The organism is Halegenticoccus tardaugens (assembly GCF_004116405.1).
Classification (GTDB): domain Archaea; phylum Halobacteriota; class Halobacteria; order Halobacteriales; family Haloferacaceae; genus Halegenticoccus; species Halegenticoccus tardaugens.
In genome coordinates this window covers 606,252-632,895 of the sequence record NZ_SDIC01000003.1, presented here as the reverse complement: position 1 = coordinate 632,895, position 26,644 = coordinate 606,252, and the positions used below count along the sequence as shown (strand labels likewise).

General features: G+C 70.1%; 28 protein-coding genes, 1 tRNA gene and 2 pseudogenes. 11 read left to right on the top strand and 20 right to left on the bottom strand.

Annotated features, from left to right (window positions below; all coding sequences use genetic code 11):
* Both C3L37_RS10915 and cbiT read right to left on the bottom strand, forming a co-directional pair.
* On the bottom strand, positions 1-133 hold a 133-nt coding region (locus tag C3L37_RS10915; RefSeq protein WP_228546206.1), incomplete at its 3' end, for an SAM-dependent methyltransferase.
* A complete protein-coding gene (gene cbiT / locus C3L37_RS10910; RefSeq protein ID WP_129114620.1) occupies positions 130-684 on the bottom strand; it encodes a precorrin-6Y C5,15-methyltransferase (decarboxylating) subunit CbiT in 555 nt (184 codons plus the stop codon). The genes cbiT and C3L37_RS10915, both read right to left, overlap by 4 nt.
* Positions 685-833: 149 nt before the next feature.
* Here cbiT and C3L37_RS10905 point away from each other — a divergent pair, with 149 nt between their 5' ends.
* Together C3L37_RS10905 and C3L37_RS25750 are read left to right on the top strand one after the other, a co-directional pair.
* Positions 834-1,646: a DUF7839 domain-containing protein gene (locus C3L37_RS10905; RefSeq protein ID WP_129114619.1), complete on the top strand. Its 813-nt coding sequence runs from the start codon at positions 834-836 to the stop codon at positions 1,644-1,646.
* Between the two features lie 77 nt (positions 1,647-1,723).
* A pseudogene (locus tag C3L37_RS25750) lies at positions 1,724-2,487 on the top strand (SDR family NAD(P)-dependent oxidoreductase).
* A gap of 6 nt (positions 2,488-2,493) precedes the next feature.
* Here the strand turns inward: C3L37_RS25750 and C3L37_RS10895 are convergent.
* The 13 genes and pseudogenes from C3L37_RS10895 to C3L37_RS10830 form a co-directional block, all read right to left on the bottom strand.
* A complete protein-coding gene (locus tag C3L37_RS10895) occupies positions 2,494-3,393 on the bottom strand; it encodes an adenosylcobinamide amidohydrolase (protein WP_228546200.1) in 900 nt (299 codons plus the stop codon).
* On the bottom strand, positions 3,386-4,396 hold the full coding sequence (cobD, locus tag C3L37_RS10885; RefSeq protein ID WP_129114618.1) for a threonine-phosphate decarboxylase CobD: 1,011 nt from the start codon (positions 4,394-4,396) through the stop codon (positions 3,386-3,388). Before cobD ends, C3L37_RS10895 begins: the two co-directional genes overlap by 8 nt.
* Positions 4,386-5,378 (bottom strand): nicotinate-nucleotide--dimethylbenzimidazole phosphoribosyltransferase, encoded by a 993-nt coding sequence (locus tag C3L37_RS10880; RefSeq protein ID WP_129114617.1) that lies wholly within the window; start codon positions 5,376-5,378, stop codon positions 4,386-4,388. Before C3L37_RS10880 ends, cobD begins: the two co-directional genes overlap by 11 nt.
* Positions 5,369-5,914, bottom strand: a complete 546-nt coding sequence (locus C3L37_RS10875) for an NTP transferase domain-containing protein (RefSeq protein WP_129114655.1) — start codon at positions 5,912-5,914, stop codon at positions 5,369-5,371. Before C3L37_RS10875 ends, C3L37_RS10880 begins: the two co-directional genes overlap by 10 nt.
* Complete coding sequence (cobS, locus tag C3L37_RS10870; RefSeq protein ID WP_228546199.1) at positions 5,914-6,675, bottom strand: adenosylcobinamide-GDP ribazoletransferase; 762 nt, start codon at positions 6,673-6,675, stop codon at positions 5,914-5,916. Before cobS ends, C3L37_RS10875 begins: the two co-directional genes overlap by 1 nt.
* Positions 6,666-7,586 (bottom strand): adenosylcobinamide-phosphate synthase CbiB, encoded by a 921-nt coding sequence (gene cbiB / locus C3L37_RS10865; protein ID WP_129114616.1) that lies wholly within the window; start codon positions 7,584-7,586, stop codon positions 6,666-6,668. Before cbiB ends, cobS begins: the two co-directional genes overlap by 10 nt.
* A complete protein-coding gene (locus C3L37_RS10860; RefSeq protein ID WP_129114615.1) occupies positions 7,577-8,212 on the bottom strand; it encodes an HAD family hydrolase in 636 nt (211 codons plus the stop codon). Before C3L37_RS10860 ends, cbiB begins: the two co-directional genes overlap by 10 nt.
* 46 nt (positions 8,213-8,258) lie before the next feature.
* Entirely contained in the window at positions 8,259-9,182 is a 924-nt protein-coding gene (locus C3L37_RS10855) for a DNA-3-methyladenine glycosylase family protein (RefSeq protein ID WP_129114614.1), read from the bottom strand.
* A gap of 90 nt (positions 9,183-9,272) precedes the next feature.
* Positions 9,273-10,454, bottom strand: a pseudogene (locus C3L37_RS25535) (M24 family metallopeptidase).
* Positions 10,455-10,571: 117 nt separating this feature from the next.
* Entirely contained in the window at positions 10,572-10,967 is a 396-nt protein-coding gene (locus C3L37_RS10845; RefSeq protein ID WP_129114613.1) for a DUF5789 family protein, read from the bottom strand.
* A gap of 78 nt (positions 10,968-11,045) precedes the next feature.
* Complete coding sequence (locus tag C3L37_RS10840) at positions 11,046-11,654, bottom strand: translation initiation factor IF-2 subunit beta (protein WP_129114612.1); 609 nt, start codon at positions 11,652-11,654, stop codon at positions 11,046-11,048.
* Between the two features lie 130 nt (positions 11,655-11,784).
* Positions 11,785-12,807 (bottom strand): Gfo/Idh/MocA family protein, encoded by a 1,023-nt coding sequence (locus C3L37_RS10835; protein WP_129114611.1) that lies wholly within the window; start codon positions 12,805-12,807, stop codon positions 11,785-11,787.
* A gap of 183 nt (positions 12,808-12,990) precedes the next feature.
* Positions 12,991-13,064: transfer RNA gene (locus C3L37_RS10830), tRNA-Tyr, on the bottom strand.
* A 125-nt stretch (positions 13,065-13,189) separates the two neighbouring features.
* On the opposite strand from C3L37_RS10830, the gene C3L37_RS10825 reads away from it, so the two are divergent.
* The 3 genes from C3L37_RS10825 to ftsZ all read left to right on the top strand — a co-directional run bounded on the left by C3L37_RS10825 (position 13,190) and on the right by ftsZ (position 15,337).
* Positions 13,190-13,774 (top strand): double zinc ribbon domain-containing protein, encoded by a 585-nt coding sequence (locus C3L37_RS10825; protein WP_129114610.1) that lies wholly within the window; start codon positions 13,190-13,192, stop codon positions 13,772-13,774.
* A 211-nt stretch (positions 13,775-13,985) separates the two neighbouring features.
* Complete coding sequence (locus C3L37_RS10820) at positions 13,986-14,174, top strand: ribbon-helix-helix domain-containing protein (RefSeq protein ID WP_129114609.1); 189 nt, start codon at positions 13,986-13,988, stop codon at positions 14,172-14,174.
* Positions 14,175-14,176: 2 nt separating this feature from the next.
* Positions 14,177-15,337 (top strand): cell division protein FtsZ, encoded by a 1,161-nt coding sequence (ftsZ, locus tag C3L37_RS10815; RefSeq protein WP_129114608.1) that lies wholly within the window; start codon positions 14,177-14,179, stop codon positions 15,335-15,337.
* A 125-nt stretch (positions 15,338-15,462) separates the two neighbouring features.
* Here the strand turns inward: ftsZ and ncsA are convergent, their stop codons facing one another.
* Positions 15,463-16,437: a tRNA 2-thiolation protein NcsA gene (gene ncsA, locus C3L37_RS10810; protein ID WP_129114607.1), complete on the bottom strand. Its 975-nt coding sequence runs from the start codon at positions 16,435-16,437 to the stop codon at positions 15,463-15,465.
* A gap of 120 nt (positions 16,438-16,557) precedes the next feature.
* On the opposite strand from ncsA, the gene C3L37_RS10805 reads away from it, so the two are divergent.
* Together C3L37_RS10805 and C3L37_RS10800 are read left to right on the top strand one after the other, a co-directional pair.
* Positions 16,558-17,331, top strand: coding sequence for an NAD-dependent epimerase/dehydratase family protein (locus tag C3L37_RS10805; protein WP_129114606.1), 774 nt, complete (start codon positions 16,558-16,560; stop codon positions 17,329-17,331).
* Positions 17,332-17,390: 59 nt separating this feature from the next.
* Entirely contained in the window at positions 17,391-18,038 is a 648-nt protein-coding gene (locus C3L37_RS10800; RefSeq protein ID WP_129114605.1) for a DUF7095 family protein, read from the top strand.
* Positions 18,039-18,044: 6 nt separating this feature from the next.
* Here the strand turns inward: C3L37_RS10800 and C3L37_RS10795 are convergent, their stop codons facing one another.
* Positions 18,045-18,848 carry a class I SAM-dependent methyltransferase gene (locus C3L37_RS10795; RefSeq protein WP_129114604.1) on the bottom strand — a complete coding sequence of 268 codons (804 nt, stop codon included), beginning with the start codon at positions 18,846-18,848 and terminating at the stop codon, positions 18,045-18,047.
* 70 nt (positions 18,849-18,918) lie between these two features.
* Positions 18,919-19,749 carry a deoxyribonuclease IV gene (locus C3L37_RS10790; protein ID WP_129114603.1) on the bottom strand — a complete coding sequence of 277 codons (831 nt, stop codon included), beginning with the start codon at positions 19,747-19,749 and terminating at the stop codon, positions 18,919-18,921.
* A 96-nt stretch (positions 19,750-19,845) separates the two neighbouring features.
* On the opposite strand from C3L37_RS10790, the gene C3L37_RS10785 reads away from it, so the two are divergent.
* Positions 19,846-20,403 (top strand): peroxiredoxin, encoded by a 558-nt coding sequence (locus tag C3L37_RS10785; RefSeq protein WP_129114602.1) that lies wholly within the window; start codon positions 19,846-19,848, stop codon positions 20,401-20,403.
* 25 nt (positions 20,404-20,428) lie between these two features.
* Here the strand turns inward: C3L37_RS10785 and C3L37_RS10780 are convergent, their stop codons facing one another.
* A complete protein-coding gene (locus C3L37_RS10780) occupies positions 20,429-21,238 on the bottom strand; it encodes a lipoate--protein ligase family protein (RefSeq protein ID WP_129114601.1) in 810 nt (269 codons plus the stop codon).
* Between the two features lie 205 nt (positions 21,239-21,443).
* Between C3L37_RS10780 and C3L37_RS10775 the strand changes: the two genes are divergently transcribed.
* Positions 21,444-22,355, top strand: a complete 912-nt coding sequence (locus tag C3L37_RS10775) for a serine/threonine-protein kinase RIO2 (RefSeq protein ID WP_129114600.1) — start codon at positions 21,444-21,446, stop codon at positions 22,353-22,355.
* Positions 22,356-22,546: 191 nt separating this feature from the next.
* On the opposite strand, the gene C3L37_RS10770 is transcribed toward C3L37_RS10775, so the two are convergent.
* On the bottom strand, positions 22,547-22,780 hold the full coding sequence (locus C3L37_RS10770) for a hypothetical protein (RefSeq protein WP_129114599.1): 234 nt from the start codon (positions 22,778-22,780) through the stop codon (positions 22,547-22,549).
* Positions 22,781-23,000: 220 nt separating this feature from the next.
* Here C3L37_RS10770 and C3L37_RS10765 point away from each other — a divergent pair, with 220 nt between their 5' ends.
* Together C3L37_RS10765 and C3L37_RS10760 are read left to right on the top strand one after the other, a co-directional pair.
* Positions 23,001-23,984, top strand: coding sequence for a D-2-hydroxyacid dehydrogenase (locus tag C3L37_RS10765; protein WP_129114598.1), 984 nt, complete (start codon positions 23,001-23,003; stop codon positions 23,982-23,984).
* Positions 23,985-24,796: 812 nt separating this feature from the next.
* Positions 24,797-26,644 (top strand): ABC transporter substrate-binding protein, encoded by a 1,848-nt coding sequence (locus tag C3L37_RS10760; RefSeq protein ID WP_129114597.1) that lies wholly within the window; start codon positions 24,797-24,799, stop codon positions 26,642-26,644.

The window sequence follows — 26,644 nt, the reverse complement described above, 5'->3', positions numbered from 1 at the left end:
CGTGATCGAGCGCGACCGCCCGCGAGAGCCGCCCCGGCGAGTACACCACGTCTGCCCGCCGGAGCGCCTCCCGCCCGCGCACCGTCACGAGGCCCGCGTCGCCCGGACCGAGTCCGACGCCGTACAGGGTCACGTCGCACCCCCGTCGCCGACGCCGCCGACGAGCACGTACACCGGGTTTCCCGCGTCGAAGCTCGTCGCGCCGGCCAGCTCGTACCCGCGGCTCACCTGGAGCTGGACGACCTCGTCCAGCAGGTCGCGCTCGCGGAACGCGGCGGTCGCCGCGCCGGCGACTTCGAGCCGAGAGACGTTCATCACCACGCGCGCGACGCCCGTCTCGACCGCGTGGTCGAGCACCGCCTCGTAGTTGCGGCTCCCCCCGAGGAACAGCGCGTCGGCGTCGTCCGGCAACCCGTCCGGCGCCTCCGCCTCGCGGAGAGTGACGCCCTCGACGCCGTTCGCGTCGAGGTTCTTCTCGGTCACCGCCAGCCGCTCCGATTTGCGTTCGAGGGCGGTCACCCGCCCCGCCGACCGCGCGGCCTCGATCGTCACCGCGCCCGTGCAGGAACCCACCTCGACGAAGTGGTCATCGGGGGTGAGCGCGAGCTTTCCGAGCGTCACCGATCGCACCTCCGGTTTCGTCGGCCCCGCCTTGGCGTCGTGCGGAAGTCGGATTCGTGACATCGGGTATCACAACCGCGGTTGAGGACAAAACAATTTTGGTTGTTCTAGAGCAACCGAGGTTTCAGGGATCGCGGGGGAGGCGGCTGGAGGACAACCCTACCCGCGAAAAAGGCCAACTTACTTGTCGGGGGCTATGGAAGGAGGGCCACATGCCGCCGGAGGACCGCGAACCGGACGTGTTGCGGAGCAAGCGGGACGCGACCAGCTACCAGATCCTCGTCGAGCTCGCGGAGCGCCAGCCCGCGGTCAGCCAGCGGGAGGTCGCGGACGCCGTCGGCATCACGGCCCAGGCGGTCAGCGAGTACGTCCGCGCGCTCGTTGATCGCGGGTACGTCGAGACGAGCGGCCGCGGGCGCTACGAGGTGACGAAGGAGGGGATCGACTGGCTCATCTCGCGGACGGAGGACCTCCGGCGCTTCACCGACTACGTCTCGACGGAGGTCGTGGGCGAGGTCGAGATCGAGACCGCGCTCGCGGGCGAGTCGATCGAGGAGGGCGAGACGGTCTCGCTCTCGATGCGCGACGGCGCGCTCCACGCGACGCCGGGGGGCGGGCCGGGGGCGACCGCCGTCGCCGTCACCGACGCCGACGCGGGGCGGGACGTCGGCGTCTCGGACTTCGAGGGCCTGCTCGACTTCGATCCCGGCTCGGTCACGGTGATCGTCGTCCCGGGCGTCCGCGACGGCGGGAGCGCCGCGCTCGCGCCCGGCGCGCTCCGCGAGCAGTTAGAACGACACGACCTCCTCGCGGCCGCCGGCGTGGAGGCGCTGGCCGCCGCCCGCGCGGCCAACCGCGAACCCGACGTCCACTTTGCGACCGCCCCCGCCGTCGCGGAGGCGGCGACCCGCGGCCTCCGCGTGCTCCTTCTCGTCGCGGCCGGCGACCTCCCCGCCCACGCGGATCAGCTCCGCGAGCGCCACGTGGCGTACGAGGTGCTCGACGCCGCCGACCTCGACGGGTGAGTCGCCGGGAGCGCCGCACAGAGTCGGAGACGTTCCCCTCCCCGAGAAGTTACGTCACTCGGCCCCGACGTTCGCCCATGCGACTGGACGACAAGGCGGTGCTGGTCACGGGCGCGGCGTCGGGGATCGGCCGAGCGACCGCGGAGCGGTGCGCCGAGGGCGGCGCGAGCGTCGTCGCGGCGGACGTCGACGCGGACGGCGGCGCGGAGACGGTCGAACGGATCGAGGCCGCCGGCGGCGAGGCGTCGTTCAGCGAACTCGACGTGCGCGACCGCGAGGCGTTCGCGGCCGTCGTCGAAGCGGTCGTCGACGCCCACGGGGGGCTCGACGCGCTCGTCAACAACGCGGGCGTCGGCCACCCCCGAATCCGGTCGAGGAGGTCGACGAGTCGGCGCGCGAGACCGTCCTCGACGTGAACGTCGGCGGCGTGTGGAACGGGTGCGCGGCAGCGCTGCCGATCATGAAGGCGCAGGGGGAGGGGTCGATCGTCAACGTCGCGTCGCTCGCGGGGGTCGTCGGCTCGCCGTACCTCGGCGCGTACTCGCTGAGCAAGGGGGCGGTGGTGAACTTCACCCGGACCGTCGCGGCGGAGGCCGGTCCGCGCGGCGTCCGCGCGAACGCGGTCTGTCCCGGATTCGTCGAGGGGGGCCTCGGCGAGGACTACTTCGACTCGTTCGACGACCCGGCGGCCGCCCGCGAACGCGCGCGGGAGGGGTATCCGCTCCGCCGCCTCGGCACCGTCGAGGAGGTCGCCGACGCGATCCGGTTTCTCGCGAGCGACGCGGCCTCGTTCGTCACCGGCGAGGCGCTTCTGGTCGACGGCGGGTTCGCCGCGCAGTGAGTCGAATCAGAGCTTCGACACCGCCGCCCGCTCGTCCGTCACGACGCCGTAGGTCGCGTCGGCGACGGACGCGGGGAGGGGAACGTCGGCGTACCGCGAGTCGAGGCTCGCGGAGAGCGCGTCGCGCACGCAGGCGCGGGCCGCCGTGCCGACGTCGGTCGCGCTGCCGGAGAACGCCGCCGGCTCGCCGTCGGGGTCGCAGCCGACCACGACCGCGTCGCTCGTGGTCCCGGTGAACCCCGTCCGCGCGAGCAGCGTCGCCGCCTTCGCCTCCGCGACGACGGTGAGCAGGTTCGCCAGCGCGCCGGGCGCGAGCGCGCGGGTCGTCCCGAGGACGACGTTGACCGTCCCCGTCGGCGGGCACCGATCCACGTCGTCCCCGCCGCCATCGTCCCCCTCGTCTCCCGTCGACGATCGGGCGTCGTCGCGGCGGCGGCCGCCGGGAGCGCCGGCGGCGGGACCGCCGCAGCCGGGGCTCATCGGCAGCGTCGCCGGGTTCGACACCCCGGCGGTGACGACCGCCTCGACGGAGCCGAGGCGCGCGCGGCGGGCGTGGCGCTGCTCGACGCCGGTCAGGAGCGTCGGGCCCGGCTCGCCGAAGCCGGCGCGCGCGAGGCGGCGGCGGATATACGCGTCGAGGTCGAGAGGGCGAGACGGCCCGTCGCCGTCGAGATCGAGAGGACGAGACGGTCCATCACCGTCGAGGTCGGAAGACGAGACGGCTCCCTCGCCGCCGATAGCCTCCGCGTCCCCTCCTTCGTCTTCCGTTTCCGGCCAGCCGTCCGGGACGGTGACGTTGTAGGCGGCGGGGCCGCGCGACTCGCCGCCGGCGTAGCCGGTCGAGAGCCAGCGCGTCCCCTCGCGCCGGAGCCTGAGCGCGCCGTCCCGGAGCGTCGCGTCAAACATGCGCGAGGGCGTCGAGGAGCCGGTCGTTCTCTTCGGGGCGCTTCACCGCGACGCGGACGTGCGAGTCGAGCCCGCGGAACGTCGTCGCGTCGCGGACGGCGATGCCGCGACGGCGGGCGGCGTCGACGACGGCGTCGACCTCGCGCGCGCCGACGTCGCAGAGGAGAAACGGCGCGTCCGACGGGTGCACGTCGAACGGGTCGGCGAGCGCCGCGCGTATCCGGGCGCGCTCCGCGTCGACGCGCCGCCGCGTCTCCTCGACGAAGTCGCCCTGACGCATGCAGTGGACGCCGACGTCGGCGGCGGGGGTGCTGAGCGACCACGCGGGTCGGATCGCGTCGAGGCGGTCGCGGAGTTCCCCCGTCGCCGCGGCGAACCCCGCGCGCAGTCCCGGCAGGCCGAACATCTTCGTCAGCGACCGCGCGGCGACGACCCCCGACGTCCCCGCGAGACTCGGCCGGTCGGTGAAGTCGAGGAACGCCTCGTCGACGAGGAGCACCGTCCCCGCGTCCCGACAGCGCTCGGCGAACGCCCGGAGCGCCGCGTCGTCGTACGCGTTCCCGGTCGGGTTGTTCGGGTTGCAGACGACGGCGGCCGCGTGCGGTTCGGGGTCCGCGTCGAGCACCGCGTCGTAGGGGACGAACGACGGCTCCGCGTCGAGGAGGCGGACCTCGCGGTCGTACTCGCCGAAACTCGGCTCCGGGACGAGCACGGTGTCGCCGGCGGCGACCGCGACGCGCAGCGCGAGACGGATCGCCACGAGGCCGCCGGCGGTCGGGACGACCTGCCGCGGTTCGCAGCCGACGTAGTCGCCCGCGGCCGTCCGGTAGGCGGTGTAGCCGTCCGCGGGGTACCGCCGCGACGCCGAGAGGGCGGCGTCGTACGCCTGGACGGTGCCGGGAGGATAGACGGGGTTGGTGTTGGCGCTGAAGTCGAGCACCTCGGGGTCCGAGACGCCGCCGTGGGAGACGTGGCCGACGTCGGAGAGAAAGTCAGGAGCCATCGTCCGCTTCAAGCGTAGCGACCGTGTCAAGCGTTTCGCCTGCGACCTCCGGGAGCGCGCCGGCGCGGTCTGCGAGCGCGAGCGCGCCGCCCATGCCCGCGCCCTCCTTCGCCTCGCCGGCGACGTAGCTCGCGAGCGCCGGTTCGTCGCGCCCGTCGAATCCGGGATCGGTGACGGTCAGCCCGAGGTCGAGCGCGCCCGCCGCGAGCGGCAGGTCGGGCACGTCGTCGGCGACGAAGGAGGTCGTCGCCAGCGAGAGCGGGGCCTCGACGCCCGCGTGGCGCACGAGCGCCGCGGCGGCGAGGAGCTGGGTGCCGCCGCCGAGCGTCACCCGGATCCCCGCGTCGAGCGCGCCGACGGAGAGGCCCGCGACGACCGCGAGCACGGGATCGCCCATCCGTCGGAGCGCCCGCGCGGGATCGCCCGCGGCGTCGCCCGGCGACATGCCGCTCGCGGCCAGCCCGTCCGCGACGACCCCGGCCTTCAGGCTCCCGGGATTTTCGGGGAGCGACGAGGAGACGGACCACTCCTCGCCGAGCGCCCGGAGGATCCCGAGCGCGGTCGTCGTCCCCCCCGGGATCGTCTCGCCGACGACGATCTCGGCGTCGGGGAGCCGTTCGCCGAACCGCCGCGCCGCCTCGAACGCGCCGGGCGCGGTCGGAACGGGGTCGGCCTCGCGCACGTCGCGCCCGGGTCGCGCCCCGACGGAGACGGTCGCCGCGCCGGTCGGCTCCGCGAGGCCGCCGTCGACGACGAGCGTCTCGAAGCCGACGAGGGTCCGCGCCGCGCGGGTGATCGCCGCCGGCGTCGGACAACCCGTCGGACTGACCGGCACGACCGGTGCGCGGACGGGCCGCCCGTACTCGACGATCTCGGCGTCCGCGCTCGGCGTGTGCGCCATCAGGCGGGGGTTGGCGCCGGCGGCGCTGATCCCGTCGATCGCGGCCGTCGCCGTCGTCCCGGCGACGAGGATCAGTCGCACAGCTCCTCCGCGAGCGTCGCGTCGCTCGGTCTGTTCACGTTCACCGCGAGTCGCGCGTCGTAGCTTACGTACATCGTATCCTCCGTGTCAGCGACGACGTTCAGGCCGGCCGGGGCGAGTTCGCGCCCCCCGCGCTCGAACGTCGTATCCGCGCTCGCCCCCAGCCGCCGCTTCAGCGCCGCCGGGACGCAGACCGCGAGCGAGTCGCCGCCCGCCCGGTCGAGCGCGTCGTCGACGAGGTCGGGTGCGAGCAGCGGGAGATCGGCGGCGACGGTGATCGCGGGCGTCCCGACCGCGGAGAGCGCGCGGTCGAGGTCCTCGACGTAGCCGTCGCCGGGGGCGTCGAGGATCGACAGTCCGCGGTCGGCGAGGTGCTCCCGCGTCGCGGGCGCGTGCGGGGAGACGACCGCGAACACCGCGTCGACCCGGCTCCCGGCGAGCGCGTCCGCGACGCGGTCGACCATCGGCCGCCCGCAGACGTCGACGAGGGGTTTTTCGACCGCCGCGTCGAGCCGCGTCCCCCGGCCGCCGCACATCAGAAGGCAGTCCACGCGATCACCCCCGCGTGGACCGCGGCGACGCGGCCCAGTTCGTTCGCCGCGCCGAGCGCGTCGCCCGAAATCCCGCCGAGGTGGTTCTTCGCCCACCGACCGACGAGCAGGGCGACGACCGGACCCGCGAGCAGCGCGGCGACGAGCGCGACGCGGCTTCCGGACGGCGGCAACAGCGCCGCCGGGAGCGCCGCGAGGGCGACCGGGGGGAGCGACGCGGGGCTGACCTCGTCGACGAGTTTCGACCCCAGTCCCTCGTGCGCCGCGTCGCCGAGGCAGACGAGGAGCGCCATCCCCGCCTTGGTCCCGACCTCGGCGGCGACCGCGAGCCGGAAGGCGACGACGCCGCCCGGACCCGCCAGCCCCAGCGCGCCCAGTCCCAGCGCGACGAGCGCCAGTCCCAGCGCGAGCGCCCCGCCGACGCCGGTCGCCGAGTCCTTCAGGACCGCGCGCCTGCGCGCCGCGTCGCCGTGGACCGCCGCGGCGTCGCCGAGATCCGCGAGCCCGTCCGCGTGCGCGACGCCGGTGACGAGGTAGATCGTCGCGAGGTACAGCGCCGCGGCCGCGGTCGGTGGAACCGGAAGAACGAGCGGCAGCGCGACGATCGCGCCGACGAGGTAGCCCGCGAGCGGAAACGCCGCGGGCGTCCGCCGGAACGCCTCCCACGCGCGCTCGTCGCCGCCGACCGGCAGGCGCGTGAGGAAGGCGACCGCCCCGCGGAGCGCCGGGAGGAGGTTCAGAGCCACGCGACCACCCCCGCGAGCGCGTACGCGAGGATCCCGGCGCGGCCCACGACCCGAACCCCCCGCGCCGCCTCCGCCGCAGACGGGGCTCCCGCCGACGGGTTGAGCGCGTAGACGCCCGGCTTCGCCAGTTCGACCGACAGCGCCGCCGCGAGCGTCGCCATCGGCCACCCGGAGTTCGGCGACGGCGGCTCGCGGGCCCAGCGCGCGCCGCGCCGCAGGAGGTCGAGCGCCGCGCTCGGACGCCCGCCGGCCGCCGCGAGCGCGATCAGTGCGGCGCTCAGGCGGGCTGGGAGCCACATGACAAAGTCGTCGAGGCGGGCGCTCGCCCAGCCGACGGGCTTGCGCCGGTAGCCGAGCATCGAGTCGAGCGTGTTGACGCCCTTCACCCACGCCGCGGCGGCGGCCGCGAGGGGAAGCGACAGCGGCGCGACGAGCGCGAACGCCGCGAGCGGCGCGACCAGCCCGTCGGCGAGGTTCTCCGCTGCGCTCTCCGTCGCCGCGCTCCTGACCTCGCCCGCCGACAGCGACGAGGCGTCCCGTCCGGCCAGCGCCCGGAGGCTCCGCCGGGCCGCGTCGAGGTCCGCCTCCGAGAGCGCGGTCGCCTCGCGGGCGGCGTCGAGCAGCATCCGGAGGCTCGTCGTCGAGAACAGCACGAGGCCGGCCGCCAGCGCACCCGCCGCGGGGTGGACCCCCGTGGCGGCGAGGACGACGCCGCCCGCGACGCCGCCGGCGAGGAGCGGGAGCAGCGCGGCGGCGGCGACGGCGACGATCCGCGGGCGCCGCCACTCGCGGTCCGCCGGGGCGACGAGCCGCCCGAACCAGACGACAGGGTGGATCCGAGCCGGCGGTTCGGCGAACAGGCGGTCGAGGCCGGCCGCGAGGCCGACCGCCGCCGCGGCGGTCAGCGGCACGGGCGATCGCGCACCTCCAGCCACGCCGGAAACGCGGGTAACGGCACGTCCCGCACGTCGACGAACCGCCCGCCGAGCCGCTCGATCCCGCCGTCCGTCTCCGGGTCGTCGCCGACGTGGATCGTCTCGTCGGCCGTCGACCCGAGCGCGTCGGCGAGAACCTCGAACGCGCGTCGGTCCGGTTTTCGCCAGCCGCAGGCGACGCTCGTCGTCACCGCGTCGAAGGCGTCGCGGTCGAGGTCCGAGCGGACCAGCGTCCGTGCGACCAGTTCGGGGACGCTGCAGTTCGAGAGGAGGCCGACCGGGCCGCGTTCCGCGGCGGCCGCGACCGCCTCGGACGCCCCGTCGCGTGTTCGCACGTCCGGGTCGAAGGCGCTCACGACCGCTCGTCGCGCGGCGTTGTCGGGGGCGGCGCGGCCCCGGCTCGCGAGCGCGGCGCTCACGTGCGCCGGGAGCGGAACCTCCGCGCCCTCGGGCGCGTCGACGTGGACCTCGCGGTACGCGTCGCCCCAGTCGTCCGGGACCGCGACGCCGCGCGCGTCGAGCTCGGACGCGACGGCGGCGGCCGGATCCGCCGGATACTCGACGGCGACGAGCGTGCCGAAGAGGTCGAACGAGACTGCCACTGCGGTGTGATTAGCGAAACAGAACTTGAAGATTGCTGGTGCGGCCTCACTCGCCGCGTCGACGGGAGGTCCACACTCGAACGTAGTGCGCCCAGTACCCCCGCTGCGATCCGTATCGGTCGCTCAGGTGGCGGAGGTCCTCGTCGCTCGCCGCGCCGCGGCCGAGGTCGTACAGGTCGGCGACCGCGATCCGGAGCCGGTCGTCCGCCCGCGGGAGGAGGCGCATGCGTCCGAAGCCCCGGATCGCGACGAACTCGGCGGCCCAGTCGTCGAATCCCGGCACGTCGACGAGCGCGGCGACGAGATCCTCGTCGTCGAGCGCGGCGAGGTCCGCCGAGACGAATCTCTCGGCCGCCGAAAGGATCGTTCCCGACGTCCGCTCGTTCCCGAGCGCCGTCCGGACGTCCTCCGCGTCCGAGAGCACCATCCGCGGGGTCGGAAACAGCTGGATCGATCCGCCGTCGACCGACGCGATCCGCCCGCAGGCCTCGACGAGGTCGCGTTTCAGCTCGCGGGCGGTCGGCAGCGGCGACCGCCGGGAGAGGGCTGCCCAGCACGCCGCCTCGAACGGCGTCGGAAACCGGACGTGGTGGTAGCCGTGGAGGCCTCCGACGACCCGCGCGAACGGCGGATCGTCGGCCGCGGCCGCGTACAGCGGTCGGAGGTCGTCGTCGAGCGAGAGGTGGCCGCGCAGCCGGTCGACGACGGTCCCCTCGTCGCCCGATTCGTCGAGCCACTCCACGTCGACGGCGAGCGCTCCCGCATCGGCCGATCCGCCCGTCGCGTCGTCCGGCCTCGTCCCGTCCGCCGCGGCGACTCGCGCGACGAACGGTTCGGGGACGAAGCCGCCGACCACGAGCCGTCGGCCGGCCAGGACGACGTCGTCCGCGCAGGGCGCGAAGCCGGCGAGGAAGGCGAGCGACTCGCCGAAGTCGAACGGCCGCGTCGCCGGTGCGGAGACCGTGGCCATGGTGTCGATCGTTGGTCCCGCACCCGGATAAAGTGCCGGCGAACGGAAGAGTTCGGTGAGAGTTCGCTCGACGAACCGGTGTTCCGCGCCCTACCGGCGGCGCTCGGCGACCCCGCCGCGGACGACGTTCGACGCCAGATCGCGCGGGTAGTACGTCAGCGTCTCCGTTCCCGACTCCGTGACGGCGACGGTGTCCGAGTGGCGGTACCCCGCCTCGTCGGTGTAGAGACCCGGCTCGATCGTGTAAACGTGACCGGGGGCCATCTCCGCGTCGGATCCGCGGTCGATGTACGGCGGCTCGTGGCCGTCCATCCCGATGTTGTGGCCGACGTGGTGCCGCGCGAGGTCCGTCACCCCCTGCTCGGCGAAGTAGTCCCACACCGCCTCGTCGACGCTGCTGACGGGGACGCCCGGCCCCATCGCGTCGATGGCGATCGTCTGGGCTTCGAGCATGAGCGCGAAGTAGTGCTCGTCGTCGTCGTCCGGTTCGCCGACGAACATCGTCCGCTCGAGTTCGGCGTAGTAGCCGTCGACGTTCGCCGTCGCGCCGGTGATCAGCACGTCGCCCTCGGAGAGTCGCTCGTTCGGCGTGTGGCCGTGCGGGAGCGCCGTCTCCGAACCGCTGACGTAGCCGGCGCGGACCGGCCCGTCGCCCCGCGTTCGGACGGCGTACTCGGAGCCGAGCGCGTCCAACATGGCGCGCGAGGCGTCCGTCGAGGCGCGCTGGGAGGCGGTGACGGGGTGTGCGCCGACCGTCGTGTAGTCGGCGAGGTAGCGGTGGCCGAGGTTCGCCCACCGCGCGGACTCGCGGATCAGGTCGACCTCGGCGTCGGTCTTCGCCCAGCGCATCCGGTCGACCTACCCCTGCGTCTCCACGTCGAGGAACTCGGAGAGGGCCGGTCCCTCGTAGCCCATCACGCCCGGCGCGCCGTCGGCGTCGGCGGCGACGGACGCCGCGTCGAGTTCGCGGAGCATCTCGACGACCGTCTCGATCGGCTCCCCGCCGGGGTAGTCGAAGTAGCTGCGGACGGCGTCGATGCGGTCGTTACCCTCGACGCGCTCGACCTCCAGTCGGGGGACGGCGATCTCGACGCGGTCGGGGGTGACCGCGAGCGCGACCGGCCGCTCCGTCTGGATGTGGTGGAAGCCGGTGAGGTACTCGATGCTCGTCGCGCCGAACCAGACGGCCGCGTCGGCGTCGACGTCGGCGAGGCGGCCGCGCACCGCGTCGAGCCTGAACCGGAACTCGGTCTCGGGGAGTCGCGTTGCCATGACGCTCCCTCGGCCGAGCGCATCAAAAAGGTGGACTCCCCGGCGGACGGTTCCGGAACCGGCGTCCGGTTCGTCGCGGTGGCTTCAGCGTCCGTCCGCTCGCTGGACTCGACGGCGCTACGACGCGTCGGCGTCCTCGCGTTCGTCGGCCTCGTCGGCGAGCGCCTGCAGGTCGCGCTCCTCGTTGTACTCGGCTTGTCCCACCTCGCCGTGGCGGGACGCCTCGCCCGTGATCTCGCCGTAGATCGCCTCGCGGGCCTCCTCGGACGATTCGAACTCCTCGCCGGCGAGCCGGTCGAACACGCTGCCGAGCGACTCCGTCTCGTTCGCCAGGTCGATCTCCTGGTCGCCGTACTCCGTCGCGAGTTCCTCGCTCGTCACCGGGTACTTGGCCTCGTCCAGCAGCGATTCGAGCGACTCGGTCTCGGCGAGGACGTCCTCGACGCGCTCGGCGCGCTCGCGCTGCCGTCTGGCCGCGTCGTCCTGCACGTCGCCGGGGTCGTTCTCGGGCATGGCTCACGGTTGGTCGTCCACGAAAATGGGTCTGGCGGCCCGGGCGAGAAGCGGAGCCGAATCGCGACGGTCGACCGATCAGGCCAGTCGAGCGAAGGCGAGCGTGCCGCTCACGTTCTCAATGTACGCGTTGACGACCTGTCCCTCCTTCGCGCCGGGGACGAAGATCGTGTACTTGCCCTTCTCGGCGACGCCGTCTCCCTTCCGTCCGGTTCCGGTGATCTTCACCTCGTAGGTCTTGCCCTCCTCCACGTCGGGGCGGGCGGTGCGCTTTTGGCTCCGTTTCCGCTTCGCGACGGGCCGGAACGCCCCGCACGCCTCACAGCGGAGCATCTGCGTCCGATCTTCGATCACGAGCCGCGTGTCGGGAAGCCCGCACTCCGAACACAGGACGTACTCGTCGACGTACTGCTCGATCGCGGCGTCGAAGTCCGCGCCGGTGAACGTCCCGTTGTACCTCGCGCGCCCGTTGGCGTACTGGCCGTTCGTCCCCAGCTCGCGCTGGATCGAGCTGTGGATGTGCTCCGGGTCGCGGGAGAGGGCGTCCGCGATGGCCGAGAGGTTCGTGAGTCGCGTGAACGCGCCGTCCTTTTGCGCCTGTGCGTCGGGAATCTCCAGACGCTCGTCGGACCCTCCGAGGTCGGGCATCTCGTCGAGCGCTCGGTCGAGGCTAGACTGATAATCCATACGGTTGCCAGTGGACCTGAGCCTAAAGCACTTCTGCTGTCGCGTGCGCACGCGATCACCGAACCGTGTTCGCACGCGCCGTTCGTGTCACGTTCACGATCACCGTCGTTTCGGTCCGATCGTCGACGGGTCAGTCGAGGTCGACCTCGACCCAGTCCCCCGATCGCGCCGCCTCGTAGGCGGCCTCGGTGACGGCGGTCACGCGGAGACCGTCGCGGGCCGTCGCGGGCGGGTCCTCGCCGGTCCGGACCGCGGTGACGAACGCCTCCGCCTTCGTCCGCTGCGCTCGGTTGTCGATGTAGGGTCGGCGTTCGGTGCTCTCGCCGTCGATCGTGACGAGTTCGCGCGATTCCCACTCGCGGCCTTCCAGGTACACCGCGCCGTCGTCGTCCCACATGTGGATGTGTTCGCGCGTACAGGGCGCGTCGCCGAACGTCGACACCGTCGCCGTCGCGCCGCCGTCGAACCGGATGGTCAGACGGGCGCGGCTGTCGACACGCCGGTCGTCGTCGACGAAGTCCATGTCGGCCGAGACCGCCGTCGGCGTCAACCCCGAGGACCACAACACCGCGTCGAGGAGGTGGCTGCCGGTGTCCCACAGGTAGCCGCCGCCGTTCAGTTCCGGGTTCATCCGCCACGTCTCCTCGAACCGGTCGACCCAGTTTTGCGTGACCTCGGCGGTGATCCACCGCGGGGAGCGGTCGCTCCCCAGCCACCGCTCGCGGGCGGCGACGAACGCGGGGTTGAGGTGACGCTGGTAGCCGACCATCAGCGTCTGGTCGCCGGTTTCGGCACGTTCCGTGAGTTCGCGCGCCCGGTCGAGATCGGTCGTGAGCGGCTTGTCGCAGAGGACGTGCAGGCCGCGGTCGAGCGCCTCGGAGATCTGTTCGTAGTGGAGCGTGTGCGGCGTTCCGACGAGGACGCCGTCGAGCGCCTCGCCGTCCATCATCGCCTTGTAGTCGGCGTACCGCGACGCCGACGGGACGGAGAACAGGTCGCCCGCCTCCGCCCTCGCCTCGTCGTCGATGTCGCTCACGGCCGCGACCGTCGCGCGCGAGTGTCGGTGGAACTCGCCGCCGACGGTCGTGCCGATGTAGCCGGTTCCGATCAGCCCGATTCGAAAGGACGGGTCGTCGATGGGTTCGGCAGCCATTGTCGTCCCGCGTGGTAGGACAAGCACCGCAAAAAGGTGTTTGGCCCGGACAGTCGGACTCGTTCACGTCGTTCGCAGGGAGGGCCCGCTCTCCCCGATGTGAACTCGAAAAGACGATCGCCTCCCTCCGGTCGGCACTGCGACTTTTTTGCTCAAAACGGCTCGATCGGATTTGTAAACGAATCCGCTCTCCCCGATTTGAACGGGGGACAAGCCGATCTACAGTCGGCTGCTCTGCCAGGCTGAGCTAAGAGCGGTCCGATACATCGTACGCCCGTCGTTCGTTTAAGGGTTACCATTCGGGGTGGACGCGGAGCGACGGACGACTGTCCGACGCGATAGAATGATTCAAATACCACGGGCTGTATAAAACGGACGTATCATGAGCAAGATCACGTTCCGCGCGGACGACGACCTCGTCGACCGGCTGGAGGCGTTCGACGCCTCGAAGAGCGAGGTCATGCGCGAGGCGCTGCGGTCGTACCTCGACGAGGCCGAACGCGGGGAGCGGATCGAGCGCGACGTCACCGAGACGTCCGACGAGCCGACGACGCTCGACGGCGCGCTCGTCGAACGAGTCGACGCGCTCGTCGCGGAGCGGCTGGACGGAGTCGTCGAAGACCTCGCGCGGTCGCGGTCCGGATCGCCGCCGCGGGACGTCAACGTCAACCTCGTCGTCGAGGGCGCGGCGGCTCATCACCGAGACGGAGCCGTCGAACCCGCCGACGCGGGCGCGCGTAAGACATCCGCCGAACCGACGGCGGACGAGACCACCGCCGCAGGGGGCAGAACGTGCGGCCAGTGCGGCGAAGGGATGAACGAGGGCGACGTTTACTGCCCGAACTGCGGCGAGAAAGCGTCCCACCGCGTCTTCTGCGAGTGCGGCGACGAGGTCCGGTCCGACTGGGCCTTCTGCCCTGGCTGCGGGCGTCGGACGCCCGCGGCCGACGTGCTCGATCGATCGTAAACGCCCTCGGAGCCGCGTATACGCGACTCTCGCGGGTTTGTCTTACAATTGCCGTTAGTTTTATAACCTATCGCTATGTGCATACTGTCGCGTAAGACGGTCGTCTTACAGCGTCCGATCGGGAGGGCGGAAACGCCCGCGCGGCCCGTCGGCAGCGCGTGAGGCGGTCGCACGGACGCGGGTCCGCCGTCTTACCGGGGGAATGCAAAATATGGAGCGTGTGACACTACGAATCCCGAAGCAGCAGATCGAGGAGGTCGAACAGATGGTCGAGACCGGCGAGTTCCCGAACCGGAGCGAGGCCATCCGGTCGGCGGTCCGCGACATGCTCAACGAACAGGCCGACAAACGCGAGTCGACGAAGCCGAAGACAGCAGAGCGCAGCTGGGCGAAGGTGTGAGTATGCAGGACATCGTCCAGGACGCCCTGGAGAACGCCGAGAAGGAGCAGCAGGAGATGAACGTGGACGACGACGAGTTCGGCGATCCGCGCATCGTCATCGTCGGCTGCGGCGGGGCCGGCAACAACACGATCAACCGGCTCTACAACATCGGCGTCGACGGTGCCGACACGGTGGCGATCAACACCGACAAACAGCACCTGAAGATGATCGAGGCCGACACGAAGATCCTCGTCGGCAAGTCGCTGACCGCCGGCCTCGGCGCCGGCGGCGATCCGGAGATGGGCGAGCGCGCGACCGAGATGGCCCGGGGAACCATCAAGGACGTGCTCGACAGCGCCGATCTCGTGTTCGTCACCGCCGGCATGGGCGGCGGGACGGGGACCGGCGCGGCACCCGTCGTCGCGAAGATCGCGAAGGAGCAGGGCGCGATCGTCGTCGGCATGGTGTCGACGCCGTTCAACGTCGAGCGCGCGCGGACGGTCAAGGCCGAGGAGGGGCTCGAAAAGCTCCGCAACGAGGCCGACTCGATCATCGTCCTCGACAACAACCGGCTCCTCGATTACGTCCCGAACCTGCCCATCGGCAAGGCGTTCTCGGTGATGGACCAGATCATCGCCGAGACCGTCAAGGGCATCTCCGAGACGATCACCCAGCCCTCGCTCATCAACCTGGACTACGCGGACATGTCGACGATCATGAACCAGGGCGGCGTCGCGGTGATGCTCGTCGGCGAGACGCAGGACAAGAACAAGACCGACGAGGTGGTTCGCGACGCGATGAACCACCCCCTCCTCGACGTGGACTACCGCGGCGCTTCGGGCGGTCTCGTCCACATCACCGGCGGCCCCGACCTCACGCTCAAGGAGGCCGAGGGCATCGCCGACAACATCACGGAGCGGCTGGAGGCGAGCGCGAACGTCATCTGGGGCGCGCGCATCCAGGAGGAGTACAAGGGGAAGGTTCGGGTCATGGCGATCATGACCGGCGTCCAGAGCGCGCAGGTGCTCGGCCCGACGACGCAAAAACAGGCCGACAAGTCGCGCGAGAGCATCCAGGAGGTCGCCGACTTCGACGCCAAGGCGAACGCGAGCGCCGCCTGGCAGTCAGACGGCGGGCAGGACGAACTCGAACAGAACAACGGGCTCGACGTCATTCGCTGACGCGGTCGGTCTCGGTTCTACGCGAAACTCGATTCTACGCGGATCGACCTTCGACGCGGATCGGCTTTCGACGCGACGGAAGCGCCGCGGCCACCGAGCCGATCGGCGGTCGCGCGGTACTCTTCTCACGCGGCTTCGACGGCGTCGATCAGCCTGCACTTCCGGCAGACGTCGCGCGCCGTCTTCGACCCGCACCGCTCGCACTCGCCGAGTTCGCCGGCGTCGTCGCTTCCGTCGCTTCGGTACCGGATCGCGGCCAGCTCGGCCAGTTCCTCGTAACCGGCCATGATCGAGTGGCGGGTGCCGGGGTGGTTCTCCTCCAGCTTCAAGAGCAGCCGCTGGATCTCGCCGCGGTAGGCTTCGCTGGCGTGGGGGCACTCGGTGATGTGCGCCGGGAGCTCTTTGAGGTGGGCGTAGAGGGCGACCTCCTTTTCCGGCACGTCCCGCAAGGGCTTCGCGCGCGGGACGAAGTCGGACCCCTCCTCCCGCTCGTCGAAGCTCCCGAGGCTGGCGTCGAAGTGCTTTGCGACCTGCCTCACGTCGCCTTCGAAGACGTTCATCAGCGCGGTCTGGGCCTCGTCGTCGAGGTTGTGGCCGGTCAGGAGCTTGTCCGCGCCGAGTTCCGCCGCGTGCGATTCGAGCAGGTCGCGCCGGAAGACGCCGCAGTACGCGCAGGGGGCCATGTTCACGGGATCCTTCTCGGCCACGTCGTCCATCCGGACGCCGAGTTCCTCCTCGTAGGTGACGACCTCGTGGCGCAGGTCGAGGTCCGCGGCGAGTTCGACGCAGGCGTCGAGGCTCTCGTCGCGGTAGCCCTCGATCCCCTCGTGGATCGAGAGGGCGACGAGTTCGACGCGGGGGTCGCGGCCGAACGTCTCGTCGAGGATGGCGGTGAGGACGACGCTGTCCTTCCCGCCGGAGAGGCCGATCACCCACGTGTCGGGGTCGTCGGGCGTGGCGTCGGCGGGGAGCAGCGAGTCCTCGCGGACGCGGCGGCGGACGCGCTTCTCGACGGAGGCGCAAAAGTGAGTCTCGCAGAGGTGCGCCCCGGAGTAGGCCGCGTGCATCACCGCGTCGCGGTCGCACTTGTCGCACTCCATTGGGGGGCGTTGTCGGTCGGCGTTGATGACGGTTTCGTCTCGACCACTCGCCCGCGACCTCCCACGTCCCCCGCGTCCGACGGCCGTGACGCACTTGCCCGCGGCGAGGGAACGACCCGTATGACACGGATCGCCATCACCGGCGCGGCGGGGAACGTCGGTCGACGGGCGCTCGACGCGTTCGCGGACGCCGACCACGAGGTGACGCCGATCACGCACCGCGAGCACGACGACCTCGAAAGCGAGATCCTGAGCGTCGAGGACCGCGACGCGTTCGTCGACGCCCTCGACGGACAGGACGTCCTCGTCCACCTCGCGGCGAACCCCTCGCCGAGCGCGGACTGGGACGCCGTGTTCGAGGTGAACGTCGGCGGGACGTACAACGCCTACGAGGCCGCCGTGCGGAACGACCTCGACCGCGTCGTCTTCGCGAGCTCCAACCACGCGGTCCACATGTACAACGTCGGCGACGCCGCCGAGCCGGAGTCGCTGGCCGAAGAGTACCGGGCCGTCACGCCCGACGACCCGCCGTTTCCCGACTCCTACTACGGGGTGTCGAAGGTCGCCGGCGAGGCCCTCGGCAACTACTACGCGGAGCGGCACGGCATCGAGGTCGTCAACCTGCGCATCGGCTGGCTGCTGTCCGCGGACGACCTCGCGGGGACGCAGGAAGATCCGGAGACCGACTCGCGGTTCGCGCGGGCGATGTGGCTCAGCCCCCGCGACTGCGAGCGGGCGATCCGCGCCGCCGCGACGGCCGACCTGCGGGAATCGCCGGTGACGGTTCACGCGGTCTCGCGGAACGACGACCGGTACCTCTCGCTCACGCACGGCCAGCGGGCCATCGGCTACCGCCCGCGCGACGACGCGACGGAGGCGCTCGGGAGCGAGTAGGGCCGCACCCGACCGCGGGTCGGAAACCGTTTTGCCGCCGCGGGCCCGACTCCACTCCGATGGACCGCAGCGCCGCACTCGACCGCGTCGAGGAGCTCGTCCGGACCGTCGAGTCCGATCCGATGCCCGTCCCCGTCCGCGAGGTCTGGGTGTACGGCGACGTCGCGCTCGGACTCGACCCCGTCGACCGACTGGACGTGTACCTCACGAAGGACATCCTCCTGCGCGGCGACGGGGAGAAGGAGGCGAAGTTCGTCGAATCGCACGGCGTGAAGGGCGTCGGAAAGAGCGTCTCCGCCGAGTGGGCCGAGCGGTTCCCCGAGCGCGTCCGCGCGAACGACAACGGCCACGCCGCGCCCGAAAAGTGTCTCGCCGCCCACCTCCTCCCGGACAGCGAGGAGCCGATCCACCTCGAAGTGTGCAACGCCAGCTTCGACGAGAACGTCACCCAGCGTCTGCGAGGGGCGATGGCCCGCGAAGCGTACGATCAGATTCTCGATCCTCGCGGGGTGTGCCTGTGGATCGACGGGACGTACGGGGAGGAGTCGATGGAGAAGCTCCGCGGCGGCGAGTTGCCCTTTCCGACGCTGTCGGGCGCGCTGGAGATGCTCGGGCTCGACGCCGAGACGGCCGAGGAGGCCGCGACGGCGATACGCGAGCACCGGGCGCGGCAGACGGGCGCGACCGTCCGCGGCGACGTGGTGTGAAGGCGGCTACACCCGGCCGACCGTCACGTCGAACGGCACCACTTCCGCCCGCCTGTACGTCCCGCGTCGCATCTGCGCCGCGACCTCCCGGCCCATCTTTCGCCACTCGCCTCTGAGCTCGTCGTACGCCGCGTCCGACAGCACCCGCCGGAGTTCCGTCTCGTGGTCGGCGATGCCGGCACCGGTCGCCTTTCGCGTCGCGCCCGCCAGTTCGCGCTCGTCGTACGGCGGCTCGACGAGCTTTCGGTGGTGATATCGACGTCGTCGCACGGCCGTCAGCCCGACGGCGCGGAACAGCTCCGGCGTCGCGTCGCCGAGCGCCACGTCGGTCTCGACGCCGCGCAGGTACGCCTCGCGTACGCGCCGCTCGAGCGCCGTCTCGCGGTCGACCGTCGAGTCGACGCCCACGTCGGCGTTGTCCGGTTCGACCGCCGCGACGAGGTCGGACGAGACGCGGGCGAACTCGCGGAGCGCCCGCGCCGGCTCGGGCAGGTTCACGAGGAGCGCCTGGCAGACGACGAGGTCGAACGATCCGTCGGGGAACGGGAGGCGGGTCGCGTCGCCCGCGAGGAGGGGAAGGCCCGTCTCCCGACGGGCGACGCGGAGGAGCGACGGGTCGGCGTCGAGTCCGTACACGTCGCACCCGGGGCCGGCCTCCGCGGCGAGCACCCGGGAGAGCTCGCCGGTGCCGCAGCCGACGTCGAGGACGCGGTCGCGGTGGCGGAGGTCGAGGTCCGAGAGCGCCTCGCGGGAGCCCTCCCACATCCCCTCGCGGGTCCGGCTGAGGTACGCGGCGGAGAAGCGACGCATGGCGAACCGTTCGGCCGCCCGGGAGAAAAGCCACCGGATTCGCGCCCCGGTGCGGTCGACGGCGATCCGCTCAGTTCGCGCGCAGTTCCTTCACGCGCGCGATGTTCCAGGCGAAGCCCTTGCCGTCCTCGTTCGGGGTTTCGAGCACGAGCGGCACGTCGCGCAGGTCCGGATGGTTGACGATCGCGCGCATCCCTTCATCGCCGATCAGTCCCTCGCCGATGTGGGCGTGTTCGTCCTTGTTGGTGCCGCACTCGTGCTTGGAGTCGTTGAGGTGGACGCACTTCAGGTGCTCGAGGCCGATCACGTCGTCGAACTCGCTCACGGCGTTCGCGACGCCGACTTCGGTCGAGAGGTCGTAGCCGGCGGCGAAGGCGTGGGCGGTGTCGAGACAGACGTCGAGTTCCTGGTCGCTCTCGTCGAGGACGCGTGCGAGGTGCTCGAAGTCGCCGCCGAGTTTCGTCCCGCTGCCGGCGTCGCTCTCGACGAGGACGGTCACGCCGTCCGGTACGTCGAGTTCGTCGAGGGCGCTCGCGGCGTTCGAGATGCCCCGCTCGACGCCCGCGCCGGTGTGCGCGCCGAGGTGGACGTTCACGTACTCGACGCCGAGTTTCGCCGCCGCGTCGACCTCCTTCTGCATGCTGTCGATGGATTTCGCGCGGAGGTCGTCCTTCGGGGTGCAGAGGTTGACGAGGTACGACGAGTGGATGACCCACGGACCGTCGAGGTCGCGCGCCGTCCCCTCGCGGAACGCCTCGGCCTCCTCGTCGTCGATGTTGGGATCCTGCCAGACCTGCGGGGAGTGGGTGAAGATCTGTCCGCAGTTGCCGCCGACCTCGCGCTGTCGCCCCACGGCGTTGTCGACGCCGCCGGCGATGGATACGTGTGCTCCGACTCGCATGAGCGAGCGCAGGAAGCCGACCCTCAAAGGGACTTCGGAGTCGTCGCCGACGAGACGGGTCCGAACAATTATGTCGGTTGCTGGAAAGTCCCTGGCATGAGCGGGAGGGGAGTGAGCGGAGGAGAGAGCGGAGGCGGAATCGAAGTCGGCGCGGCGGTGCCGGACGTTTCGGGAGCGCTCGTCCGCCCGGACGGATCCGTCGAGGAGGTGCCGCTGCCGGCACTTTTCGCCGAAAAGCCGGTGCTCCTGTGCTTCTACACGGGCGACTTCACGCCGGATTGCGTCCGCGAGTGGTGTTCGCTCCGTGATTTCGGCTGGTTCGAGAGCGCGGAGGAGGTGCAGGTCGTCGGCGTCAGCAAGTCGGGAACGGGGATGCACAGGCGGTTCATCGACCGCCTGAACCTCGGTTTCCCGCTGTACTCGGATCCCGACCTCGAACTCGCCCGCGCGTTCGGCGTCGACTACCGCGCCTTCGGGCTGGTTCGGCGGTCGAAGCGCTCGTGTTTTCTCGTCGACGAGGAGGGGACGGTGCGGTACAGATGGGTCGGAAGACACTGGCTCGATCCGACGCGCGCCGCGCCCCCGATCGGCGAACTGTACGACGTGGTGCGAGAGGAGTTCGGCGCGACGGGCGGGGATCGATTCGGCTTTTGAACCGGCGCGCGCCCGAATCGGCGAGTCAGCGATCGGCCGGTCGGCGGCGCACCCACTCGTCGCTTTCGTACTTCGTCTCCGCGCGCTCGCGCGCGTCGGCGAGTTCGTCGTCGGTCCACGAGCCGACGTCGGCGTCCGCCCAGTCGCGAAGGGCGCCTTCGACGGCCGCGACGGCGTCCGTCCGCGAGACGGCCGCCTGCTCGTCGATGCCGGTGACGCGCGCCTCGAAGGCCTCGGGAGTGGTATCGGGATCGGCGAACGTTCCGAGGTGCCGCGCCGCGCGGACCGAGAAGGTGAGAGAGCCGTGCTGGATGACGGCGTCCCGCCTGCGGTACTGGGCGTTGCCGCTTATCTTTCGACCGTCGGCGGTGACGTCGTGAGCGGGGTGCAACTCGCGGAGGTAACACGCCGGCGGGTGGATCGCCGGGAGCGGATCGTCGGCGAGGCCGGCGTCGACGCCCATGCGCCCGAACGCGTCGAGTATCGGCGCGAGGAGGAGGTGATAACAGTCCATGAGCTTCCCCGGCAGTTCGTCCGCCGGCGCGACGATGGAGTAGGAGACGTCGCCGAAGCTGTCGTGGTAGATCCCGCCGCCGCCGGTCTGTCGCCGGGTGACGGCGATCCCCTCGCGGTCGCAGAAGGCCCAGTCGACGGTGTCGGGATCCTGCCGGTAGCCGAGAGAGAGGGTGCTCGGCTCCCAGCGGTACACGCGAACCGTCCGCGGGCCGCCGTTCGCGGCCGTTTCGGCGGCGATCTCGTCGAGCGCCATGTTCATCGCCCCGGACCGGGACTCCTCGCGGACGAGTCGCCAGTCCTTCCGCGCCAGATCGTCCATGGGGGCGCTACGAACGGCGGCCGCAAAGCGGTTGCGTCCCGTCGACCGGGAGACGGAGCGTTCGGTGCGCGACGACGGCCCGCCGAGCGTCGCCCCGAGAGGCGTTCTCCGCGTATCGCATCCGAATTTGTATAGCATTCAGTAATTTATCACCGACGAGGTCCCGACTCGCGGGCCTTTTACCCCACGCGAGCGTCCACCCGCCATGGTACAGAACGTCGCGAGCGTCGTGGCCGACCTCGAACCCGAGGACTTCTATCTGCTGTCGGGGATCGAGCAGGGGATGCGCTTCAGTCGCTGGGTGAACCGGGAGAAGATCCCGGAGTACTCGGGGCTGACGCCGGAGGAGGTGGCGTACCGGCTCGACCGGTGCATGCAGCGCGATCTCGTCACCCGAAAGACGATCCAGTACGAGGGGTACCAGCTGGAGTTCGAAGGCTACGACGCGCTCGCGCTCCGCGCGTTCTCCGAGCGGGATACGATCGAGGCGGTGGGCGCACCGCTCGGCGTCGGCAAGGAGAGCGACGTGTACGAGGTCCAGTCGTACAAACCGCTCGCGCTGAAGTTCCACCGGGAAGGGTACACGAACTTCAGAAAGGTGAGCAGGGGGCGCGACTACACCGCCGACCACCGACACGTCTCGTGGCTCTACACCGCCCGGAAGGCGGCCGAGCGGGAGTACGAGGCGCTCTCGGAACTCTTCCCGGTGGTGTCGGTACCCCGACCAGTCGATCACAACCGCCACGCCATCGTCATGGACAAACTCGACGGGGTCGAACTCGCGCGCGCGAAACTCGATCCGTCGCAGGCTGTCGGCGTGCTCGATCTGATCCTCCGCGAGATCGCGACCGCGTACGGGGCGGGCTTCGTCCACGCCGACATGAGCGAGTACAACGTCTCCGTCAGCGAGGGGGGCGTGACGATCTTCGATTGGCCCCAGGCGGTTTCGACGGAGCACGACAACGCCCGCGAACTGCTCGAACGCGACGTGAAGAACCTCCTCGGCTACTTCCGCCGCAAGTACCCGACGGATACGCCCGAATCGATCGACGTCGGCGACGTGACGACCGCGGTCGCCGAGTCGTCGTTCGACACCGTCCGGGCGCACGCGAAGTGATAAACCGTATGATGAGATAACAAATCCACGAACGCGCGTCGGTTCCGACGGTCGGTCCGGGGCACGGATTCACCGGCGACGCCGGACGGTCGCGGTTCGGGGCGTCCGTCGCTCTGCGACGGGTGCGCTTGGACTCCGTTTCAAAAGTAATTGTACCGACGGGCGAGATCCGGGACGACGGCGGGAATCGGTTACGTGGTGGGCAGATCCGCGTACGCCGTGCGTAGCACGCGCATGTCGGCGAGGCGATCCGTTTGCTTCGTGAGGCAGGTAGCGGCGAAGCTCGATTCGAGGGGGCTGCCGTCGACCGTCCTGTAGGGGACGTGGACGAAGTCGACGGCGTCCGGCGCGGTGAGATGCGACTCGAACGCTCGGATGCTCGCGTCCGTCGCGTTCGAGGACGCGGGGGCCGATCGGGTGGCCACTCGGTCACACCCCGATCGCGATCCGCGTCCTCGATTCCGACCGGCTCCTCCCGATGCCGGGCGCGCGTTCGGGGCTAAACACCTCGTCGTCGGATACTCGATCGTCGGTGACGTAAAGATTCCAGGTGGCGTAAATTTATTATGCGGTCGGAGAAACGGACGACGTGAACCGAACCGAACCAATCGACGACCGCCGATCAGGCGCAGCAAAACGATCGAAATGACCGACACGGACCCAGACGTCGTCGTGCTTCGACGGGACACCCACGGGCTCCCGGCCGAGGATTACCGGGACGAACTCCGACGGCGACTGCCGAACCACGACGTCAGGCTCGCCAGAACGCCGACGGAGGAACGGACGCTCGCGAGACGCGCGCGGGTCGTGACCGGCGTCGACGTCGACGAGGAGCTAGTACGAGACGCAGAGAATTTGCGGCTGTTCGCGGGCGTGGCGGCCGGCTACGATCACCTCCCGCTCGACGCCCTGGCCGAGGAGGGCGTGGCGGTGACGAACGCGTCAGGGATTCACGCCCCGAACATCGCGGAGCAGGTCCTCGGATACGTGCTCGTGTTCGCGAGGCGTCTCCACGAGGGGTGGCGAAGACAGCGACGACGCGAGTGGCGGCACTTTCAATCGCACGAACTGAAAGACGGCGTCGTGACCGTCGTCGGCCTCGGAGCCATCGGGGAGGCGATCGTCCAGCGGTTGTCGGGGTTCGAGGTCAAGACGATCGGCGTGCGGTACACGCCGGAGAAGGGCGGCCCGACCGACGAGGTGATCGGGTTCGAGGCGGAGGCGATCCACGAGGCGCTCGCGCGCACGGACTACCTGCTCGTCGCCGCCCCGCTCTCGGAGACGACGCGCGGGTTGATCGACGAGGCGGCGTTCGAGACGCTGCCGCCGCGCGCCGTCGTCGTCAACGTCGGTCGCGGACCGATCGTCGACACGTCGGCGCTCGTTCGAGCCGTAGAGAAGAACTCGATCCGGGGCGCGGCGCTCGACGTCACCGATCCCGAGCCGCTCCCCGCAGAGCATCCGCTGTGGACGTTCGAGAACGTCCTGATCACGCCGCACAACGCGGGTCACTCGCCCGAACACTGGACGCGCCTCGCGGACATCGTGAGCCGCAACGTCGAGCGGATCGACGAGACGGGCGGGTACGAGGATCTGGAAAATCAGATCGTGGTACCCGAGGGCGACTGACGGTTCGGTCCGCTCTCGGGACGCGGTTCGACGTCCGCCGTCGGGCGCGGATCGCTCGGACCCGAGCGGATTTTATCGATGGCGACGGAGGAGTCGGTCATGACCGAAGACGGAACGGCGAACGATCCCAGAGCAGGATCGCGAACGAGGATCGGCGCGAGGCGGTCGCCGACGCGGTCGTGAGGGCGGCGACGCCCGGTACGGCGCGGGAACGGCGTTCAAGATCGATGAACGAATTCGGACGGGCGTGACGGTCATATTCCTGTCACGCAGGTGCGGTCGTGTCGACGAAAAAGGAGTAGTCGGCCCGGCCGTCGGTCGGTCGAATTCCCCCGCGATCGTCGGCTACCGCGGGACCATTTGAATATAAATAATTGGATCGTCGATGTTCGATAGGGATAGATGTACCTCGTATTCAAATTTTATTGCCGAAGTTAGGCTTGAATCTGAATTTTAATTCTTAATTTTACTATATAATGCGGTATTTAATATGTTAAAGGGAGAATCGAATCGAACGTCGGATAGAGTAGTATGATTATTTATGTCTCCATGCGATGCACTCGAACGAGCGTGGGGGCGGCGTGAGACGTCGCTCCGTCGAGACGAGGTACGTCGTCCACCATCGTTGAACGCTTTACCGCGGCTGGGCCGCCAGCGCGGACGAGGCGATCCTCGACCGTCGGGTACGCGAGTTGAGAGGTGGGCGGCCTCCGAAACCGCGGACGTTTCGGCGTGTGACGGCTGATAAAAATTCTGTAGTAAAATTTCATCCGAACTTTTATTATACAGTATTTCACAACAGAACGTGAACTATGGCAAACAATAACAATAGTAGTTCTGATGGGTATCGAACGACGCGCCGGCGGTTCGTGTCCGGGGTGGGTGCGACGGGTATCGCCGCGGGCCTCGCCGGGTGCGGCGGCCAGCAAGCCGCCGAACCCGCGGATGAGGGGAACGTCGGTACGCCGCTCCCGGATGAAGCCGAGGTCCAGCACGACGGCGAACCGCAGGACGACACGCTCTCTCTCGCTCAGTGGGCCGTCCCCCGCGACTCCCAGTACAACGTGTGGAACGCGAAGAACGATGGTGAGGCACGCCGGATGCTCTTCGACCGGCTGATGGAGTACAACCTCGAAGAACAGGAGTACAAAGGGTACGCCGTCTCCGACTGGGCCTTCGAGGGACGAACGCTGACGCTCACGGTCCGCGACGGGCTGACGTGGCACGACGGCGACGCCGTCACCGGCACCGACGTCGCGATGCAACTGAAGTTCGACATGTACACCGGCGGGTCGCTCGGGAACTACGTCGACGACGTCGCCGCGGACGTCACCACCCCCGACGACCGGACGGCGAGGATCGAGTTCTCACAGGACATCAACGAGGAGGTCGTGCTCGCGCACCTCCAGCCGGTTCGGCTCCGCGCGAAGGAGAGCATCTACGGGGAGTTCCTCGACGCGATCGAGTCCGCCGAGAGCGAGGACGAAGAGGGCGACGCCGTCGCCGACCTCCAGAATTACAGCGAACCGGAGCCGATCGGCAACGGACCGTTCGCGTGGGAGAGCGCCGATAGCCAGCGGACGCTGCTCACGAAGTTCGAGGACCACCCCGACGTGGACAACGTCAACATCCCGCAGGTCGAGTATCTCTACCTGCCGGAGAACTCCCAGCGGTGGGACGCGCTCATCAACGGGAAGATCGACGGCGAAGCGACGCTGTTCATGCCCGAGAACAAGGTGAATCAGCTCCCGGACAGCGCCCGAATCGGCCTGATCCCGCGTCACTGGGGGATGGGCGTCGTCTTCAACCTTGAAGACGAGCAGTTCGGCGATGTACGGGTTCGCAAGGCCATCGCGCACGTGATCAACCGCGAGAACGTCGCGATGAACTCCGGGGCGGGAACCGACTCGAAACTGGCCGTCGAGATCCCTTCGGGGCTCACCGGCGCGTTCAACGACGAGATCAAAGATCAGTGGCTCGACGGCGTCGTCGACCAGTTCGATCGGTACGAGCCCGACGAGGAGAAAGCGACGACCCTCCTGCGCGACGCCGGCTACGAGAAGGACGGCGACTCGTGGGTCGACGGAAACGGCGACCCCCTCCGCGCGCCGGTCAAGGGCCCGCAGGGGTTCACCGACTGGATCGCGGGTGCGGAGACGCTCGTCAGCAACCTGAAGGAGTTCGGCATCCAGTCGGAACTCATCGCGAAGGACACCTCGACGTACTGGGGGAAAGACTACGACGAGGGCGACTTCGTCCTCGCGCTGCAGGGGTGGGCGAGCTACGATCAGAGCTACCCCTACTTCCACTTCGACTTCATCTACCGCAGCTACGACGCCGAAGACGTCTGGAACGTCCCCTCGGAGGTCGAGGTGCCGCCGATGGACGATCCCGACGGGTCGACCGAAACCGTCGCCCCCGCCGACCTCGTCTCGGATCTCTCGCGGGCCGACGGCGACGAGGCCGACGAACTGATCAGGGAACTCGCGTGGATCACGAACCAGACGCTGCCGGTGTTGCCGATCCAGGAGAAGCTCGCACAGACGTTCGTCACCGACGACGACTGGAACGTCCCGCCGGCGGACAGCGCGGAACTGCAGCAGTACTGGCCCACCGAGTGGCTTCCGCGCAAGGGCCGCTGGACGGCGAAGCGCGAGTGA